The 16,736-nt window shown below is 62.4% G+C and carries 17 protein-coding genes; 7 read left to right on the top strand and 10 right to left on the bottom strand.

Translation table 11 applies throughout. The features are described 5' to 3' along the window. Positions 1-14 precede the first annotated feature (14 nt). The 9 genes from GM676_RS02185 to GM676_RS02145 form a co-directional block, all read right to left on the bottom strand. Positions 15-923 carry a LysR family transcriptional regulator gene (locus tag GM676_RS02185; RefSeq protein WP_155461729.1) on the bottom strand — a complete coding sequence of 303 codons (909 nt, stop codon included), beginning with the start codon at positions 921-923 and terminating at the stop codon, positions 15-17. Positions 924-932: 9 nt separating this feature from the next. Then, positions 933-1,319, bottom strand: coding sequence for a hypothetical protein (locus tag GM676_RS02180; protein ID WP_155461728.1), 387 nt, complete (start codon positions 1,317-1,319; stop codon positions 933-935). Between the two features lie 311 nt (positions 1,320-1,630). Continuing rightward, the gene (locus GM676_RS02175) at positions 1,631-1,996 is read right to left on the bottom strand and encodes an Hpt domain-containing protein (protein ID WP_155461727.1); all 366 of its coding nucleotides are present in this window, start codon (positions 1,994-1,996) and stop codon (positions 1,631-1,633) included. 59 nt (positions 1,997-2,055) lie between these two features. Beyond that, positions 2,056-2,931, bottom strand: a complete 876-nt coding sequence (locus tag GM676_RS02170) for a proteasome-type protease (protein WP_155461726.1) — start codon at positions 2,929-2,931, stop codon at positions 2,056-2,058. A 31-nt stretch (positions 2,932-2,962) separates the two neighbouring features. Continuing rightward, positions 2,963-3,766 carry a transglutaminase family protein gene (locus tag GM676_RS02165; protein WP_155461725.1) on the bottom strand — a complete coding sequence of 268 codons (804 nt, stop codon included), beginning with the start codon at positions 3,764-3,766 and terminating at the stop codon, positions 2,963-2,965. Positions 3,767-3,776: 10 nt separating this feature from the next. Then, the gene (locus GM676_RS02160; protein ID WP_155461724.1) at positions 3,777-4,724 is read right to left on the bottom strand and encodes an alpha-E domain-containing protein; all 948 of its coding nucleotides are present in this window, start codon (positions 4,722-4,724) and stop codon (positions 3,777-3,779) included. A gap of 3 nt (positions 4,725-4,727) precedes the next feature. Continuing rightward, positions 4,728-6,158: a circularly permuted type 2 ATP-grasp protein gene (locus GM676_RS02155; protein ID WP_155461723.1), complete on the bottom strand. Its 1,431-nt coding sequence runs from the start codon at positions 6,156-6,158 to the stop codon at positions 4,728-4,730. A 92-nt stretch (positions 6,159-6,250) separates the two neighbouring features. Continuing rightward, positions 6,251-7,312 (bottom strand): ABC transporter substrate-binding protein, encoded by a 1,062-nt coding sequence (locus tag GM676_RS02150; protein ID WP_155461722.1) that lies wholly within the window; start codon positions 7,310-7,312, stop codon positions 6,251-6,253. A gap of 90 nt (positions 7,313-7,402) precedes the next feature. Beyond that, complete coding sequence (locus tag GM676_RS02145) at positions 7,403-7,933, bottom strand: PRC-barrel domain-containing protein (RefSeq protein WP_155461721.1); 531 nt, start codon at positions 7,931-7,933, stop codon at positions 7,403-7,405. Between the two features lie 176 nt (positions 7,934-8,109). Between GM676_RS02145 and GM676_RS02140 the strand changes: the two genes are divergently transcribed. The 4 genes from GM676_RS02140 (at position 8,110) to GM676_RS02125 (ending at position 13,361) form a co-directional block, all read left to right on the top strand. After that, on the top strand, positions 8,110-8,940 hold the full coding sequence (locus GM676_RS02140) for a ferritin-like domain-containing protein (RefSeq protein ID WP_155461720.1): 831 nt from the start codon (positions 8,110-8,112) through the stop codon (positions 8,938-8,940). Between the two features lie 61 nt (positions 8,941-9,001). After that, positions 9,002-10,708: a phospholipase D-like domain-containing protein gene (locus GM676_RS02135; protein WP_155461719.1), complete on the top strand. Its 1,707-nt coding sequence runs from the start codon at positions 9,002-9,004 to the stop codon at positions 10,706-10,708. Between the two features lie 96 nt (positions 10,709-10,804). Further along, positions 10,805-11,983, top strand: coding sequence for a benzoate/H(+) symporter BenE family transporter (locus tag GM676_RS02130; protein ID WP_155461718.1), 1,179 nt, complete (start codon positions 10,805-10,807; stop codon positions 11,981-11,983). Positions 11,984-12,020: 37 nt separating this feature from the next. Continuing rightward, entirely contained in the window at positions 12,021-13,361 is a 1,341-nt protein-coding gene (locus tag GM676_RS02125) for an MFS transporter (RefSeq protein WP_155461717.1), read from the top strand. On the opposite strand, the gene GM676_RS02120 is transcribed toward GM676_RS02125, so the two are convergent. Then, entirely contained in the window at positions 13,358-14,272 is a 915-nt protein-coding gene (locus tag GM676_RS02120) for a LysR family transcriptional regulator (protein WP_155461716.1), read from the bottom strand. The two genes, GM676_RS02125 and GM676_RS02120, sit on opposite strands and share 4 nt — an antisense overlap. A gap of 100 nt (positions 14,273-14,372) precedes the next feature. On the opposite strand from GM676_RS02120, the gene GM676_RS02115 reads away from it, so the two are divergent. Genes GM676_RS02115 through catA form a run of 3 tightly spaced genes read left to right on the top strand, consistent with a single transcriptional unit; the run spans position 14,373 to position 16,731 of the window. Next, positions 14,373-15,482, top strand: a complete 1,110-nt coding sequence (locus GM676_RS02115; RefSeq protein ID WP_155461715.1) for a muconate/chloromuconate family cycloisomerase — start codon at positions 14,373-14,375, stop codon at positions 15,480-15,482. 12 nt (positions 15,483-15,494) lie between these two features. Continuing rightward, on the top strand, positions 15,495-15,785 hold the full coding sequence (gene catC / locus GM676_RS02110) for a muconolactone Delta-isomerase (protein WP_155461714.1): 291 nt from the start codon (positions 15,495-15,497) through the stop codon (positions 15,783-15,785). A 25-nt stretch (positions 15,786-15,810) separates the two neighbouring features. After that, on the top strand, positions 15,811-16,731 hold the full coding sequence (gene catA / locus GM676_RS02105) for a catechol 1,2-dioxygenase (RefSeq protein ID WP_155461713.1): 921 nt from the start codon (positions 15,811-15,813) through the stop codon (positions 16,729-16,731). Positions 16,732-16,736 lie beyond the last annotated feature (5 nt).

The raw sequence follows: 16,736 nt of genomic DNA, 5'->3' as shown, positions 1-16,736 counted from the left end.
GAAAAAGGGGAACTTCAGTCGGTGATGTCCCACGGCGTGCCGGCCAGCTCGCGCACCAGAAAATCGATCATCACCCGCACCTTGGCGCTGAGATGGCGACGGCTGGGATAGACCGCCAGCACCTCCATGTCCGGCATGTGATATTCCGGCAGCACGCGTTGCAGGCGGCCGGCGCGCAGATCGGCCCCCACCAGGAAGGTCGGCTGCCAGATGACGCCCATGCCGCCCAGTGCCGCCGCGCGCGCGGTGTCGCCGTTATTGGTGTGCATCACACAGCTGACCTTGACGGCGTGCGGCTGGCCGGCGGCATCCAGCATCTGCCATTCGTCGGCGGTGGCGGCGTAGCTGTAGCCGATGCAGCGGTGATGCAGCAAATCCGGCGGCGATTGCGGCATGCCGTTCTGCTGGAGGTAATCCGGGGAGGCGCACAACACGTTGCGCGAGGTGGCCAGCTTGCGCGCCACATTGGAGCTGGAGCCGGCGCGCGAAATGCGCACCGCCATGTCGTAGCCTTCCTCGACGATATCGACCACGCGGTCGATCAGCGACACATCCAGCTGCACCTCGGGATACAAACGCATGAACCTGGCCCACAGCGGCGCCAGGTGCAGTACGCCAAAGCTGAGTGGGGCGTTGATGCGCAGCACGCCGTGCGGCTGCAAGGCGGCGGAGGAAACGATGGCTTCGGCCTCGGCCACATCGTCCAGGATGGCCTTGGCGCGCACAAACAGCGCCTCGCCGCTGGAGGTCAGCGACATTTTGCGGGAACTGCGGTTCAGCAGGCGGGTTTGCAGATGCGATTCAAGATCGCTGATGTAACGGGTGACATTGGCCGGCGAGGTATCCAGCGCCTCGGCCGCGCGGGCAAAGCCATCGCGCCTGACGACTTCCACGAACACTTCCAGTGCACGCAGGCGGTCCATGCGGCGCGCTTAGTGTGCCACGTAGTTGGCAGTCGCGGCTTCCTTGATGACGCGGCTGGCGCGGTTGTCGTGTTCCATGCCGACCAGTCCGACGGCGGCTTGCGCATCGCCGGCACTGGCGGCGCGCTCAAACAACTCCATGGCTTCGCGGCGCTTGGCCGGGTTGGAGAGGTAACGCAGGGCCAGTTCGCGCTGGGCGACCGGCGAACCCTGAGCGGCCCATTCTTGCAGGCGGCGCTCGGCGGCGAGGTGGCCCGACGGGCCGATTTGCATGGCGGCAGCTTCAATCACAGTCGGGGAGGGGATGGCGTCTTCCCGGGCCTGGCAGGCAATCAAGGCACCCACCAGCACCAGCACCGACGATACCAATACACCAGACTTGTTGAATAAATCCATAAATTAAATACCCTTGATTAAAGCATGGCTGCCTGACTTGGCCGGTCACGATGCATTGCACCATTATACTTGCGCCAAAGCAATTTGTAAAATACGCAATAGTACCGAGGTAGGAAACCGGAAGAACCGGCTTGATTACCAAGTTGCTGGCGATATTAGCATGAAGCTTTTATGCAACTCGTACAGAGTTCTGTCGTGCGGGGTAACAATTGTAACCATTCGTTAGTGGCAAGAATTTACGCCAAGGCAAGGATTTGCTGTGCAACGCAGCAAATCCTGGGCTTCATAAATCGTGAACGATGGCAGGTGGGTCAGGCGGCGTTGCGTCGCAGCCAGGCGTCGGCATCCCGTAATACCAGTTGGTATTCGGATTCCAGTGCGGCAAACAGGGAAGGAATGCTGTCGGTGCTTTGTTCGGCGATGGCTCTTTCCAGTTCCAGCGAGGCCGCGACCAGGCGCTTGGCGCCCAGCGTGCCGATCGAACCACGCAGGCTGTGGAAGATCTTGCCGGCATCGGGCAGGCGCTGTTCGCGCAAGGCCGCGCCGGCCTGTTCGAACGGCGCCATGCCGGGCGCGCAGGCGTCGCGCACGATCTTGGCGACGATAGTGCGCGCCTTGTCGTCATTGCCCATGTATTTCAACAGGGTGTCTACAGAAAAAATACCCTCTTCACTCATGTATTGCTCCAGGACAGGTTGCCTTTATCCTATCATACGCCATCAACGCACCGGCCTGATTACTGTTGCCCATCGTGAAATTGTTGCGACAGGGTCTGCAAAGGCGTTTGAGATACCGCCGGTATGGCAATATTGCCGGGAGGCGCCACCCGTACCGGCTTGCTGCCCGTGTTGGCCGAATGCAACACATTGCCTGGCGTTTCGGGCGCGGCGTTCCAGACCGGCGCCTCGAGCCCTTCGAAAACGCGCTTCAGTTGATGACCCCAGGTGCTGCGGATCATCTGGAAATATTCGTTACGGTCATCAATTGTTACAAAATGGGTGACCGCCAGCTTGTCCGCCTCGTACACCAGCAGGTCCAGCGGCAGGCCGACCGAGACGTTCGAGCGCAGGGTGGAATCCATCGAGATCAGCGCGCATTTGGCGGCGTCATCCAGGGTGGTGGCCGGCGTCACCACGCGGTCGATGATGGGCTTGCCGTATTTGGCCTCGCCGATCTGGAAATAGGTGTTCTCGTCGTGCGATTCGATGAAATTGCCGGCCGAGTAGATCTGGAACAGGCGGCAGCGCTCGCCCTTGATCTGGCCGCCAAAGATGATGCTGACATTGAATTCGATGCCAAACGCCGACAGCGACTCCGCATCGCGCGCATGCACCTGGCGCACCGCCTCGCCCAGGATGCGCGCCGCCTCGTACATATTCGGCGCATTCCAGATGCTGTGGCCGTCCTCGGTCTTGAGCTCGGACACCAGCTGGCGGATCGACTGCGAAATCGACAGGTTCCCGGCCGTCATCATGACCATCATGCGGTCGCCGGGGATTTCAAACACACTCAGCTTGCGGAAGGTGCCGACCTGGTCCACACCGGCATTGGTGCGTGAATCGGAAAGAAAGACCAGCCCGGCATTCAGGCGCATGCCCACACAATAAGTCATGGTTGCTCAATATCGTAGAAGAAGGCCCATTTTACTGCGGGACGATCTGGACGTCGACGCTGAGCGACTCGACGCCGCCGCCGCGCCGCACGCCCCGCACCGGCGCCGCGCCGTCGTAGTCGCGGCCGATGGCCAGACGGCAGTAGGCGTCGGTCATCAGGCGCGCATGGGTGACATCGATGCTGACCCAGCCGCTGTAATCCTTGTCGTCCGCCCAGGCGTCGACCCAGGCATGGCTGGCGGCGTGGTCGCTGTTTTCCGGATCGATGTAGCCGGACACATAGCGCGCCGGAATGCCATGCGCATGGCAGCAGGCCAAAAACAGGTGGGCATGATCCTGGCAGACGCCTTCGCCCAGCGCCAGCGCGGCGCTGGCCGTGGTTTCCACCCCGGTCGCACCGCTTTGATACCGGACCGCACCAAAGATGTGCTCGGCCAGGCACATGAGGTCGCGCGTGGCCGCCCGGCCGTCCGGCAGGCAGGAGGCGGCCAGCTCCAGAATGGCGGGGGTGGGGGCGGTCAAGCGGGTCGGCACGGTGAAGATCAAGGGCGATAAGGTATCGCCATTGGGCAGGCGTCCCCGGTCCGGCGCCGTGGTCTCGATCACGCCGCTGGCGACGATGGACAGCGCCTGATGCGGCGTATCCATGGTCATCATGTGCGACAGGTTGCCGTAGGCGTCAGTGTAGGCGTGCACATGGCCGGGCGTGGACAGCTGCCACGACAGCACATGCTGTTGCGCCTCCACCCGCGGCGTCAGATGCAGCTGCTGGATGGTGTAGGCCAGCGGCAGGCTATAGGTGTAACGGGTTTCGTGCCGGATGTTCAGTTGCATGGGATGCCTTTCACGCCGCCAGCGGCACCAGGAAATCGCGGCTGACGCGGTTGCCCAGTTCGTAGATGTCGGCCAGGAAGCGGGTCAGGGTGTCGTGCAAGCCTTCCGCCAGGATGTCTTCGATCTTGCCGAACTGGAGCTCGGCGCGCAGGCGGCCGGCGAAGCGTTCGGTATCAGCCGAAACGTCATTGCGCACTTCGTGCAGATTGGAGACCACCTCGTCCATGCAAGCCAGCAGCGAGCGCGGCATGTCGGCGCGCAGCATCAGCAGCTCGGCGATGCGGGCCGGGGTGATGACGTCGCGGTAAACCTTGCGGTAGATCTCGAAGCCGGACACCGAGCGCAGCATCGCGCCCCAGTAGTAAAAGTCGCGCTGGCTCATGCTTTCGCCGCTTTCGGGCGCGCCGCTGTGGTACTTCACGTCGAGAATACGCGCGGTGTTATCGGCCCGCTCCAGGAAAGTCCCCAGGCGGATGAAATGCACCGCCTCGTCCCGCAGCATGGTGCCCAGGGTGACGCCGCGCGACAGGTGGGAGCGGTATTTGACCCATTCGAAGAATTTGCTGGGGTCGGTTTCCAGCAAATCGCTTTGCAGGCGGCGCTGCATGTCCAGCCAGGTCTGGTTCTGGGTTTCCCACACTTCCGTGGTGAGCGTGCCGCGTACCGCGCGGGCGTTTTCGCGGGCCGCCGTCAGGCAAGCCACGATCGACGACGGATTGCCGGGATCACGCACCATGAAGTCGATCACTTCACGGCCTTCCAGCGACTGGTACTTCTGATCGAAGGCGTATTGCAGCTCGGAGATGCCGAGCAGGGCGCGCCAGCCCTGGGCGTTTTCCTTGTCGGATTGCGGCAGCATGGACGTTTGCACGTTCACATCCAGCATGCGGGCGGTGTTTTCGGCGCGCTCGGTGTAGCGCGCCATCCAGAACAAATGGTCGGCGGTACGGCTCAGCATGATTTATCTCTCCAGAATCCAGGTATCTTTGGTGCCGCCGCCTTGCGACGAGTTCACCACCAGCGAGCCCTCTTGCAGCGCCACGCGGGTCAGGCCGCCCGGCACCATGGAAATGGTCTTGCCGGACAGGACGAAAGGCCGCAAGTCGATGTGGCGCGGGGCGATGCCGCTCTCAACATACGTCGGGCAGGCCGACAGGGCCAGCGTCGGCTGGGCGATATAGCCGTCCGGCTTGGCGATCAGGCGCTGGCGGAAGTCTTCGATCTGCGCCTTGGTCGAGGCCGGCCCGACCAGCATGCCGTAGCCGCCGGCGCCGTGGACTTCCTTCACCACCAGGTCCGGCAGATTGGCCAGGGTGTAGGCCAGGTCTTCCTTTTTGCGGCACTGGTAGGTCGGCACATTGTTCAGCACCGGCTGCTCCGACAAATAAAACTTGATCATGTCCGGCACATACGGATAGATGGACTTGTCGTCCGCCACGCCTGTGCCAATGGCATTGGCCAGCGTGACGCGGCCGGCGCGGTAGACCGACAGCAGGCCCGGCACGCCGAGCGAGGAATCCGGCCGGAAGGCCAGCGGATCGAGGAAATCGTCGTCCAGCCGGCGGTAAATCACGTCGACACGCCTGGGGCCGCGCGTGGTGCGCATGAACACGGTGTTATCGCTGACGAACAAGTCCTTGCCCTCGACCAGTTCCACGCCCATCTGCTGGGCCAGGAAGGCATGCTCGAAGTAAGCCGAGTTGTACATGCCGGGCGTCATGACCACCACGGTGGGGTCATTGATGCCCATCGGCGCGACCGAACGCAGGTTATCGAGCAGCATGTCCGGGTAGTGGTCGACCGGGGCGATCTTGTTGCGGGCGAACAGTTCCGGGAACAGCCGCATCATCATCTTGCGGTCTTCCAGCATGTAGGAGACCCCGGACGGCACCCGCAGATTATCCTCCAGCACGTAGAACTCGCCCTGGCCGGCGCGCACGATGTCGACCCCGGCAATGTGGGCGTAAATGTCCGACACCACATTAATGCCTTGCATCTCCGGCCGGTACTGGGCATTCCGGTAGATCTGTTCGGCCGGGATGATGCCGGCCTTGATGATGTTCTGTTCGTGATAAATATCGTGAATGAACATATTCAGCGCCTTGACGCGCTGGACCAGCCCGGTTTGCAGCTGCTTCCACTCGCCTGCGGGAATAATGCGCGGGATGGTATCGAAAGGAATCAGCCGCTCGGTACCGGCATCGTCGCCATAAACGGCAAAGGTGATGCCGACGCGGCGGAAAGCCAGATCCGCCTCGGCGCGCTTGCGTTCCATGGTTTCCGTCGACTGGCGCTGGAGCCAGCCGCAGAACTCGCGGTAGTGTTCACGTATCTCGGCACTGGCAGTGTGTGCCAGGCCGTCAGCAGTCATTTCATTGAAGAATTTGGCCATATCGAACATTCCCTATTGAGCACGTTTATTCTTCTATCAAGAAGTGTGCCAGTGGAAATGCCCGGTTTTGGTGCGCGAGTGGCGTAAATACTTTATTTTGTAAGCTCGATTTGCCAGAAACCGTTGGCGGCGTCGGTCTTGCGCGCTGCCAGCGCTGGCGGCAGGCTCACTTTCAGGGCTTCCAGCCGGGCCGGATCGACCAGCACGGTCGGCGTTTCCTGGCGCAGGATGGGCAGCACGTCCGGCTTGGTGCGGCGCTTGAGGATTTTCACCGCCTGGGTACCGGCCAGCTGGCCGACCTGCTTGAAGTCGGCGCCGATGTACAGCGCCGCGCCGGGCACGCGCACCATGGCCAGCGTCACCACCGGGATCTTGTTCTCGATGCCGAAGTCGCCCAGATCCATCGAGGCTTCATAGCGGTGCAGGCCGTAATAGGTATCCAGCGGCACGGCGAACATCTCGGCGCCGGCGGCGTACAGTTCTTTCAGCCTGGGCGCGATGTGCTCGTTCTTGTTGACTAGCCGCGCGTTCACATCCAGCCCCAGCGGCTTGCCCTTGAGCGTGGCGGCCGCGACGTTGGCCACGCCGTTTTCATCATCGCTGTGCACCATGCCGATGCGGTGCACATTGGGGAACACGTCCTTCACCAGTTGCAGCGAATCGGTCATGTCGGTGTACAGGGTGGAGCCGGTGGCGCCTTCGCCCGCGTCCACCAGCGAAACGCAGCCGGCATCCTCCGGGTTGGCGACGGCGGTGAATACCAGCGGAATACGCGCATCGGTCATCATGCCGCGTGCATACTTGGTTGCCGGCGTGCCGATGGTCAACACCAGATCGGGCTTGGCCTCGACAATGCGCGCCGCCTCATGGCGGATGCGCATCAGCACGCCCAGCTTGCTCCAGAAGCCGCCGTTTTCCACGTCAAAGTCGATGGTGGTCTTGTGCAGGCTGAGATTTTTGCCGTCCACCAGCCCGCTGGCTTGCAGCGATTTGAGGAAACCGTTCAGCGCATCGCGGTAGGGTTCGATATCGGTGACCTGCAAGACCTCCACCTTGAAGACGCGCGTGTCGTCCATGGTGTCGGCGGGCAGGGGTTCAAAAGCATGCGCGGGCAAGGCCGCGGCCAGCAGAAGGAGTGCGAGTAGTTTGTGCATACGGCGATTAAACCAGAGATGCCCGCCAGGCATGCGTGCTATCGCATGCCTTGGCGAGCCAATGTGTGCGCCGTATAGGCCAGACTCAAATCACAGATTGCCCATATTGCCGCTGCCCGAGCCCCGCGTGCCGCCGCTGCTGCTGCCGTAACCCGGATCGCTTTGCAGGCTGCCGCTGCTGCTGCCCATCACGCTGCCGCTGGCGGTGACGCCGCCGGGTACACTTTGGCGGGTGCCGTAGAAATTGTGCAGTTGCGTGTTGAACTCCGTACTGGCCATGTCCGGCCAATCGTCCTTGTCAAAGCCCGGAGCGTTTTTCAGGTGTTCTTTCGACACGTCCAGCAGGAAGCGCTTGTTGGCGGTGTCCAATTCCAGCGCCTGCCAGGGCACGGCGAACAGCTTGTCGCCCATGCCCAGCCAGCCGCCGAAGGACAGCACGGCATAGGCCACCTGGCCATTGCGCATGTCCAGCATGATTTCCTTGATATCGCCCAGGTCTTCGTCCTGGCGGTTGTAGACATCCTCGCCGATCAGCGTGTCCGCGCCCATCAGACGCGGGCCAGGGCCGGTGGTGTCGTCGTTGCTGTAAATGCCATAGGTATCGCGGTCTAGATAGCTCATGATGGTCTCCAAATGGTTAGTGATGTCTCGCGTCACGCGACGCGCTGACATCCAACATCATGCGGGCGGCGCGACGGCAGAGGTATAGGTGCGCGTGCGGTGTGGCTGTAGGACAGGGCTTAGTTCCGGGGGAACCTAGTGGTACACTGTCGCCCTCGTTAAATTGGAAGATGAAGATGCCAGTCCCCGCCGAACTCCGCACCCGCGCGCTGCAATGCCTGATCGAGCCCGATCCCGCGGCCAAGGTGGCGGCCGTGTATGCGATGGCGGAGGCGTCGCGGGAAGGCGCCTGCATGCCCGATCCTTCGGCGCCATTGTCATCGACAGCGGAGATTCCGGGGCGACCCGACAAGCCGGAACTGGTGCCGCCGCTGCAAGTGGGGCGGCGGGCCATGAACACGCCCGAAGGCCGGGCCATGCTGATCCACGCGCTGGCCCATATCGAATTCAACGCCATCAACCTGGCGCTGGACGCGGTCTGGCGTTTTCCCGGCCTGCCGGCCGGGTACTACACCGACTGGCTGCAAGTGGCGCGCGAGGAGGCTTACCATTTTTCGCTATTGCAAGAGCATTTGCAGCGGCTGGGCTACAGCTACGGCGATTTCATCGCCCACGACAGCCTGTGGGAGATGGTCGAACGCACCTGCGGCGATGTGCTGGCGCGCATGGCGCTGGTGCCGCGCACACTGGAGGCGCGCGGCCTCGACGCCAATCCGCCGCTGCGCGCCAAGCTGGCCCAGGCCGGCGACAAGCAAGCGGCCGCGATTCTGGACATCATCCTGCGCGATGAAATCGGCCACGTGGAGATCGGCAACCGCTGGTACGGCTACCTGTGCCGGCAGCGCGGGCTGGAACTGATCCCCACTTACGCCGACCTGGCGCGCCAGTACCGCGCCCCCACGCCGCGCGGCCCGTTCAACCTGGAAGCGCGCCGCCAGGCTGGTTTTACGGAGGGCGAACTGGCGGCGCTCCAGAATAACAACACTAGCGAAACGCTAGCAAAATAACAACGCGATCCGCATGCTACATTGTCCGGGCCTTAAAAAACTCAGATAGAAAGGGTAGAACATGGCTGCGGACTTCCAGGTTGTAGGTACCAACGATGACGCCCCCTTTGAATTGAAAATCCACCGGGGTGAAGGCATGGCTTTGCTGGCCATGAACTGGCGCGATGGCGAACCGCCCGACGATTTTGTCGGCTTCGCCATCGAGTATCGCGAACCCAGGGGCAAGCGCTACTATCCACTCAAGAACCGGCTGGCATTCCGCAAGCTGGATGGGGAATTCAACCCCAACGCGCTATCCACCTTGCTGTCGCCGATACAGAAATTCCGCTGGGTGCACTTTCCCCGCAACGCGGAACTTCCGGGCGACTTTACCTATCGTGTCACACCATTGTTCATGGACCAGGCGGGATCGCTGAGCTACGGCGAGGCGCAGCTGGCCGATATTCAGCTGGCGCGCGAAACCCATGCCGGCAAGATCAATGTGGCTTTTACGCGCGGCTTCGTGTCGTCCCAAGCCTTCGTCGACCGCTACGAAAAATACGGCCCGATCTCGGAACTGCTGCCGGATAGGGCGAAAGACGGGCTGGATTTCGAGCCCACGCATCCCAAGGCCGCGGAGGCGTACAAGTGGATGGGCTTTGAAGCCCGCTCCGCCATTATCGAAGCGCTGGACAAGGCGGTTGCCGACGAAACGGCAAGTGTCAGGTTCATCGCCTTCGATCTGAACCTGCCGGAAATCGTCACCCGGCTGGAGCAGCTGGGCGAACGTTTGCGCATCATCATCGACGACAGCAAGGACCACGGCGCCCCTGACGATGCCGAAACCGCGGCGGAAACACGCCTGAAAGCGTCGGCCGGCGCGCACAACGTGCTGCGCCAGCACATGGGAGACCTTCAACACAATAAGATGATGGTCATCGACGGAAAGGAAAAGCTGGTGGTGTGCGGCTCCACCAATTACAGCTGGCGCGGGTTCTATATTCAGTCGAATAACGCTGTGCTGCTGCGTGGCGCCCATCCGGTCAAGGTATTCAGCGCGGCGTTCGACCAGTACTGGGACGGCAGCGCCACATTCCGCTCGTCGGCATCGGCCGAGTGGATACCGCTCGACCTGGGCGGCCCGGATCTGCAAGTGAGCTTTTCGCCGCATGGCGACAACAACGCCAAGCTGCATGAAATCGCCGACGACATGGAGAGCGCGAAATCCAGCGTCCTGTATTCGCTGGCCTTCCTGAACCTGATCAAGAAGGGCGGGGTGCGCGCGGCCGTGGAAAAACTGACAGGGCGCGATGACATTTTCATGTACGGCATCTCGGATCGCAAGGTCGGCGGGCTCGATGTGCAAAAGCCGGATGGGACGTTCGCTCCGGTGTATGCCGAGGCATTGAAGAAGGACGTTCCGGCGCCGTTCTCCAAGGAGCCGGCAGGTGGCGGCGGTCCACGCATGCATCACAAATTCGTGGTGCTGGATTTCGACACGCCGGACGCGCGGGTCTACACAGGCTCCTATAATTTTTCCAACCCGGCCGATACCTCCAACGGCGAGAACCTCCTGCTGATCCGCGACCGCCGTATCGTCACCGCCTACATGGTGGAAGCACTGCGCATTTTCGATCACTATCATTATCGGGTGAGCCAGCAAAACGCGCTGATCGCCAATAAGGAACTGGTGTTGAAGCGGCCACCCGGCGAAGGCGAACGCGCATGGTGGTACGAGGATTACAACGACGCCCGCAAGATCAAGGACCGGGAATTGTTCAGTAATTGAATACTCGCGAGGTATCAAAGGCATACTAAATCGGTGTTGGACCGTCTCCCGTAACTTGTCTACTCTGCGACAAAGACAAAAACACGGGAGACACCCATGCAACCATCATTGGCCGCGCAGCGCTGGGCCGATAGTTCCGTATCGGCGATCGCCGCCGGCTTCCTGGCGGTGCTGGTATCGCTGGCCGGTCCGCTGGCGATTTTTTACCAGGCCGCGCAAGCAGGCCAGATGTCGAATGAGATGTTTGCCTCGTGGGTGTGGGGCATCACGCTGGGCGCGGCGCTGGCCGGCATCATCCTGAGCTGGACGCTGAAGGCGCCCATCATCACCGCGTGGTCCGCTCCCGGCACCGCGCTGCTGATTCCTCTTTTTCCCGGGCTGTCGATCCACGAGGCGGTCGGTGCCTACCTGACGGCGTCCTTGCTGCTGCTGGCGATCGGCCTGAGTGGCGGCTTTGAACGCCTGATGTCGCACGTGCCGAGGGGCGTGGCCAGCGGCATGATGGCGGGGATATTGCTACCGTTTGGCCTGAACGCTTTCAAGGGCATGTCCACGCTGCCGCTGCTGGTGTGCGGCATGCTGGCCGCGTACCTGATCTTCAAACGCCTGTATCCGCGCTACAGCGTGGTGCTGCTGCTGGCGGCAGGCATTGCCATCGCCGCGCTGACCGGGCAGACGCATCTCGGCGGCGTGCACTTGCAACTGGTCACGCCGCAGTTCATCACACCGGAATGGAGCTGGTCCAGCACCTTCAGCCTGGCATTGCCGCTGGTGCTGACCACCCTGAGCGGCCAATACCTGCCAGGCATGGCCATCCTCAAAGGCGCCGGCTACGACGTGCCGGTGCGACGCGTGGTGGTGGTCAACAGCATCGCATCCTTCATCACCGCTTTCGCCGGCGGCATCACGATCGCCATCGCCGCCATCACCGCCGCCATGTGCACCGGCCGCGACGCGCATGAAGACCCGTCCAAACGCTACGTGGCCGGCATCGCCAACGGCGTGTTCTACCTGCTTGCCGGCTTGTGCGGCGGCTCGGTGGTGATGCTGTTCGCCGCGCTGCCGAAAGAACTGATCGTCACGCTGGCCGGGCTGGCGCTGATCGGCCCGATCAGCGCCAATCTGGCACAAGTCGCCAACGCGCCGGAGCGCGAAGCGGCGGTGCTGACTTTCCTTGCCACGGCTTCGGGCATGACCTTCCTCGGTCTGGGCTCGGCCTTCTGGGGCATCCTGATCGGCATGGCGGCACATCGCCTGCTGCGTCCCGCGATATGAATTCCACCACCACTACTACAACACGGAGACTAGCATCATGCAGCACATCGACATTCACAAACTAGCGGACAACGCACGTTTCAACCGCTTCCACGCCGGCATCCTGGCGTGGTGCGCCATCATCATCATTTGCGACGGCTATGACCTGGCCGTCGCCGGCATCGCGCTGCCATCCATCATGAAAAGCATGGGCGTGACGGCGCAAAACGCCGGCTTCATGGTCAGCTCCGCGCTGTTCGGCATGATGTTTGGCGCGATTTTCCTCGGCACGGTGGCGGACCGCATCGGCCGGCCACGCGCCATCGCCATTTGCCTGGCCTTGTTCAGTGTCTTCACCGCCGCCGCCGGCCTGACCACCGATCCCTACGTGTTCAGCGCCATGCGCTTCCTCGCCGGCCTGGGCATCGGCGGGGTGATGCCGAATGTGGTGGCGCAGATGACGGAGTACTCGCCACGCAAAATCCGCTCGACCATGGTGACGCTGATGTTCAGCGGCTACGCGGTCGGCGGCATGCTGGCGGCGCTGCTGGGCAAGGGCATGATCGAGGCCTACGGCTGGCAGTCGGTATTCCTGGCAGCCGGCGTGCCCGTCGTGCTGATTCCTTTCATCCTGAAGACGCTGCCGGAATCGATGCCGTTCCTGATCCGTCAGGCCCGCATCGGCGAACTGCAAAGCATCCTGACGCGCATGGAGCCCCAGTATGTGGTCGGTGCCACCGACCGCTACGCCGTGCCGGCGCATGACCGCGCGGAAGGTGCGCCTATCGGTAAGCTGTTCCAGGATGGCCGTGGCTTCAGCACGGTGATGTTCTGGATTGCCTTCTTTATGTGCCTGTTCATGGTGTACGCCTTGAGCTCGTGGCTGGCCAAGCTGATGGCCAGCGCAGGCTACAGCCTTGGCTCCGCGCTGACCTTTGTGCTGGTGCTGAATTTTGGCGCGGTGATCGGTGCGGTCGGCGGCGGCTGGCTGGCGGACCGTTTCCACATCAAGTACGTTTTGGTGGGCATGTATGCGCTGGCGGCGGTGTCCATCACGCTGCTGGGCTACAAAGTGCCGACCGAGGTGCTGTATGTGCTGGTTGGCCTGGCTGGCGCTTCCACCATCGGCACGCAGATCGTGACCTATGCCTACGCAGGCCAGTTCTATCCAGCGGCGGTGCGCTCGACCGGCATCGGCTGGGCGTCCGGTGTGGGGCGCAGCGGTGCGATCCTGGCGCCGATTGTGATCGGCACGCTGGTCGGCATGCAACTGCCGCTGGAGCAGAACTTTGTGGCCATCGCGATTCCGGCGGTGATTGCGACCGTCGCCGTGTCGCTGATCCGCCATGGCCGCTCGGCCTCCGCCGCAGTGCAGGCGCCACAAGCGCAAGCCGCTTAAAGCGTCTCGCGGATGTAGCTGATGCCGGCCGCGTCGTACACATCGTAGATCACGGCCAGCATCTTTTGCAGTTCTTCCGTGCGATCCAGTTTGCGCACGCTGAACATCACCGGCGACACCGCATGCCGGTCGGTGAGGGCGCGAAATACCACGTCATCCCGCCGCATGCCTTGCACGCTTTCCGGCACGATGGCCACGCCCTGGCCGGCGGCGACCAGGCCAATCGCGATTTGCAATTCGCGTACTTCGATAATCTTCAACGGCACAATCGCCCGCTCGGACAGCACCGACAGCACTTGGTCGGCAAAGCTCGGGCGCGGCGTCTTCGGATAGACCAGCAGGGTTTCCGATTGCAGGTCGACGAGACTCAAGGGATCGGACGATGCCGCGCGCGGATGCGCGGCCGGCAGCGCCATCACCAGCCGTTCCTCGCGCAACACGATGCGGCGGATGTTCGGGTCTTCGCTTTTCACGCGTCCAAAGCCAACATCGATCACGCCATCCTTCAGCGCCTGTATCTGCTGCATCGTGGTCAGTTCGTGGAAGGTCACATCCACTTCCGGATGCAACATGCGGTAGCGCCGCACGATGCGCGGCAACAGGCCATACAGCGTGGACGCCACAAAGCCGATCGACAAGGTGCGTTCGATTTTGCCCACACGCTGGGTCATGGTTTTGAGTTCCGCCGCTTTGGCCAGCAGCTCCTGCGCATGCGCGTGGAAGAAGGCGCCGGCCTCGGTCAGCTTCACCGGCCGCGTGCCTTTTTCAATCAGTTCCACGCCCAGTTCCTCCTCCAGTTGCTGGATCTGGCGGCTCAGCGGCGGCTGCGCGATATGCAAACGCTCGGCGGCGCGGGTGAAATTCTTCTCGTCGGCGACAGCGACGAAGTATCGTAAATGACGTAATTCCATTGCATACCTTCCGGGTATGAAAATCATGCTAAATCGGTGTTGGACGGCAAGCTTCTTGAAGAATATTGTGTACTTATCCGATCAATTATACAAACTAAATATGATTCAGAACATCGAAGTCATCCTCGCCGAGGTGCCGACCATCCGTCCGCACAAGCTCTCGGTCGCGACGATGAATACGCAAACGCTGGTGCTGGTGCGCGTCACCTGCGCCGACGGTATCGAGGGTTGGGGCGAGGCCACCACCATCGGTGGATTGAACTACGGCGAAGAGAGCCCGGACAGCATCAAGGTCAATATCGACACCCACATCGCGCCGCTGCTGATCGGCATGGAAGCGAGCGAGGTAGCCAAGGCCATGGCCAAGGTCCGCAAGATCATCCAGGGCAACCGCTTCGCCAAATGCGCTATCGAGACCGCGCTGCTGGATGCGCAGGCGCGCCGCCTCGGCATACCACTCAGCGAATTGCTCGGCGGCCGTGTGCGCGATGCGCTGCCGGTGGCGTGGACGCTGGCCAGCGGCGACACCGCCAAGGACATCGCCGAAGCGGAGCTGATGCTGGAGAAGCGCCGCCACCGCATCTTCAAACTCAAGATCGGCGCGCGCCCGGTGGCCGACGATGTGAAGCACGTGCTGGCGATAAAGAAGGCCTTGGGCGACGCCGTCAGCGTGCGGGTAGACGTCAACCAGGCGTGGAGCGAGCTGGAAGCGGTGCAGGGCATCGCCGCGCTGGAAGCCGGCGGCGTCGATCTGATCGAGCAGCCGGTGCGCGCCGAGAACACCGCCGCCATGGCGCGGCTGGCACAGCGCTACGCCGTCTCCATCATGGCCGACGAAGCTCTGCATGGCCCGCAGGATGCACTGGCTTTCGCCAACGCCTCCGCCGCCGATGTCTTCGCGGTGAAGATCACCCAGTCCGGCGGCTTGATCCCGGCCACGCAAGTCGCCACGGTGGCACAGCTGTCCGGCGTCAGCCTGTACGGCGGCACCATGCTGGAAGGCGGCGTCGGCACGGCGGCATCGGCGCACTTGTTTTCGACTTTCACCGACCTGTCGGCCGGCACCGAGCTGTTTGGTCCACTGCTGCTGACCGAGGAAGTGCTGCGCACGCCGCTGGTCTACAAGGACTTCATGCTGCAAGTGCCCACCGGACCGGGACTCGGCGTCGACATCGACATGGAAAAACTGGCGTACCTGCGCCGCAAGTAAGAGGAGACTGCAATGCTGTTCCACGTACGTATGGACGTCCAGCTGCCGCCGGCCATGCCGGCCGCGCAAGCGGATGAACTCAAAAAGAATGAGCGCGAGCTGGCGCAAGGCCTGCAACGCAGCGGCAAGTGGCGCCACCTGTGGCGCATCGCCGGGCAGTACGCCAACTACAGCGTGTTCGACGTCGAAAGCGTCGACGAGCTGCACACGCTTCTGACTTCGCTGCCGCTGTTCCCCTACATGAAGATCGAAGTAAGCCCCATGTGCCGGCATCCATCCTCAATCCGCGATACCGACACTTAAATTCACACACCAAAAGGAGACAAACATGAACCATCAAGAAATCGACGCACTGGTAAAAAGCTGGATCATCGACAGCGCCACCAAACCCGCCAATCCGCGCGTGCAGCAAGTCGTCGCTGGCCTGGTCGGCGCCCTGTGCAAAACCATCGAAGACCTGGACATCCAGGCGACCGAATTCTGGGCCGGCCTGGAATATCTGCGCGAAGCCGGCGTACGCAATGAACTGGGCCTGCTGGCACCTGGCCTGGGCCTGGAACGCTTCCTCGACATCCGCGCCGACGAAGCGGAAGCCAGGGCCGGCCTGACAGGCGGCACGCCGCGCACCATCGAAGGCCCGCTGTACGTGGCCGGCGCGCCGGAAAGCAAAGGCTACGCGCGTCTCGATGACGGAACGGAAGTCGACAAGGCCGAAGTCCTGTTCATGCAAGGGACGGTGCGCGACGAGCAAGGCAAGCCGCTGGCCAACGCCAAGGTCGAGGTCTGGCACTGCAATCTGATGGGCGGCTACTCCTTCTTCGACAAGACCCAATCGCCATTCAACCTGCGCCGCACCATCTACACCGATGGCGAAGGCCGCTACCAGTTCCGCAGCTTCCTGCCGGTCGGCTACAGCTGCCCGCCGGACGGCACCACCCAGCGCCTGCTGGACCAGTTGGGACGCCATGGCCATCGCCCGGCGCACATCCACTTCTTCATCAGCGCCGAAGGCCAGCGCAAGCTGACCACCCAGATCAACATCGATGGCGACGAATACCTGTGGGACGATTTCGCCTTCGCCAGCCGTGAAGGCCTGGTGCCGGCCGTGCGCCACATCACGGATGCCGCCAGGATCAGCGCTAAAGGCCTGGACAAGCCATACGCAGAAATCGACTTCGATTTCTGCCTGTATGCCGAGCGCGAGGCCGCACCGGCAGCGGAAGTAGAGCGCGTGCGCGCCGTGGCATAAGAGGC

This window comes from Duganella radicis (genome assembly GCF_009720825.1).
GTDB classification, from domain to species: Bacteria; Pseudomonadota; Gammaproteobacteria; order Burkholderiales; family Burkholderiaceae_D; genus Rugamonas; species Rugamonas radicis.
Note: the sequence above shows the minus strand (reverse complement) of the source record. Positions and strands in the feature narration are given on the sequence as shown.

Bases quoted from the DNA above. Each gene is read 5' to 3' on its own strand.
- GM676_RS02185 (WP_155461729.1), bottom strand. From the start codon at position 923: ATGGACCGCCTGCGTGCACTGGAAGTGTTCGTGGAAGTCGTCAGGCGC.
- GM676_RS02180 (WP_155461728.1), bottom strand. From the start codon at position 1,319: ATGGATTTATTCAACAAGTCTGGTGTATTGGTATCGTCGGTGCTGGTG.
- GM676_RS02175 (WP_155461727.1), bottom strand. From the start codon at position 1,996: ATGAGTGAAGAGGGTATTTTTTCTGTAGACACCCTGTTGAAATACATG.
- GM676_RS02170 (WP_155461726.1), bottom strand. From the start codon at position 2,931: ATGACTTATTGTGTGGGCATGCGCCTGAATGCCGGGCTGGTCTTTCTT.
- GM676_RS02165 (WP_155461725.1), bottom strand. From the start codon at position 3,766: ATGCAACTGAACATCCGGCACGAAACCCGTTACACCTATAGCCTGCCG.
- GM676_RS02160 (WP_155461724.1), bottom strand. From the start codon at position 4,724: ATGCTGAGCCGTACCGCCGACCATTTGTTCTGGATGGCGCGCTACACC.
- GM676_RS02155 (WP_155461723.1), bottom strand. From the start codon at position 6,158: ATGGCCAAATTCTTCAATGAAATGACTGCTGACGGCCTGGCACACACT.
- GM676_RS02150 (WP_155461722.1), bottom strand. From the start codon at position 7,312: ATGCACAAACTACTCGCACTCCTTCTGCTGGCCGCGGCCTTGCCCGCG.
- GM676_RS02145 (WP_155461721.1), bottom strand. From the start codon at position 7,933: ATGAGCTATCTAGACCGCGATACCTATGGCATTTACAGCAACGACGAC.
- GM676_RS02140 (WP_155461720.1), top strand. From the start codon at position 8,110: ATGCCAGTCCCCGCCGAACTCCGCACCCGCGCGCTGCAATGCCTGATC.
- GM676_RS02135 (WP_155461719.1), top strand. From the start codon at position 9,002: ATGGCTGCGGACTTCCAGGTTGTAGGTACCAACGATGACGCCCCCTTT.
- GM676_RS02130 (WP_155461718.1), top strand. From the start codon at position 10,805: ATGCAACCATCATTGGCCGCGCAGCGCTGGGCCGATAGTTCCGTATCG.
- GM676_RS02125 (WP_155461717.1), top strand. From the start codon at position 12,021: ATGCAGCACATCGACATTCACAAACTAGCGGACAACGCACGTTTCAAC.
- GM676_RS02120 (WP_155461716.1), bottom strand. From the start codon at position 14,272: ATGGAATTACGTCATTTACGATACTTCGTCGCTGTCGCCGACGAGAAG.
- GM676_RS02115 (WP_155461715.1), top strand. From the start codon at position 14,373: ATGATTCAGAACATCGAAGTCATCCTCGCCGAGGTGCCGACCATCCGT.
- catC (WP_155461714.1), top strand. From the start codon at position 15,495: ATGCTGTTCCACGTACGTATGGACGTCCAGCTGCCGCCGGCCATGCCG.
- catA (WP_155461713.1), top strand. From the start codon at position 15,811: ATGAACCATCAAGAAATCGACGCACTGGTAAAAAGCTGGATCATCGAC.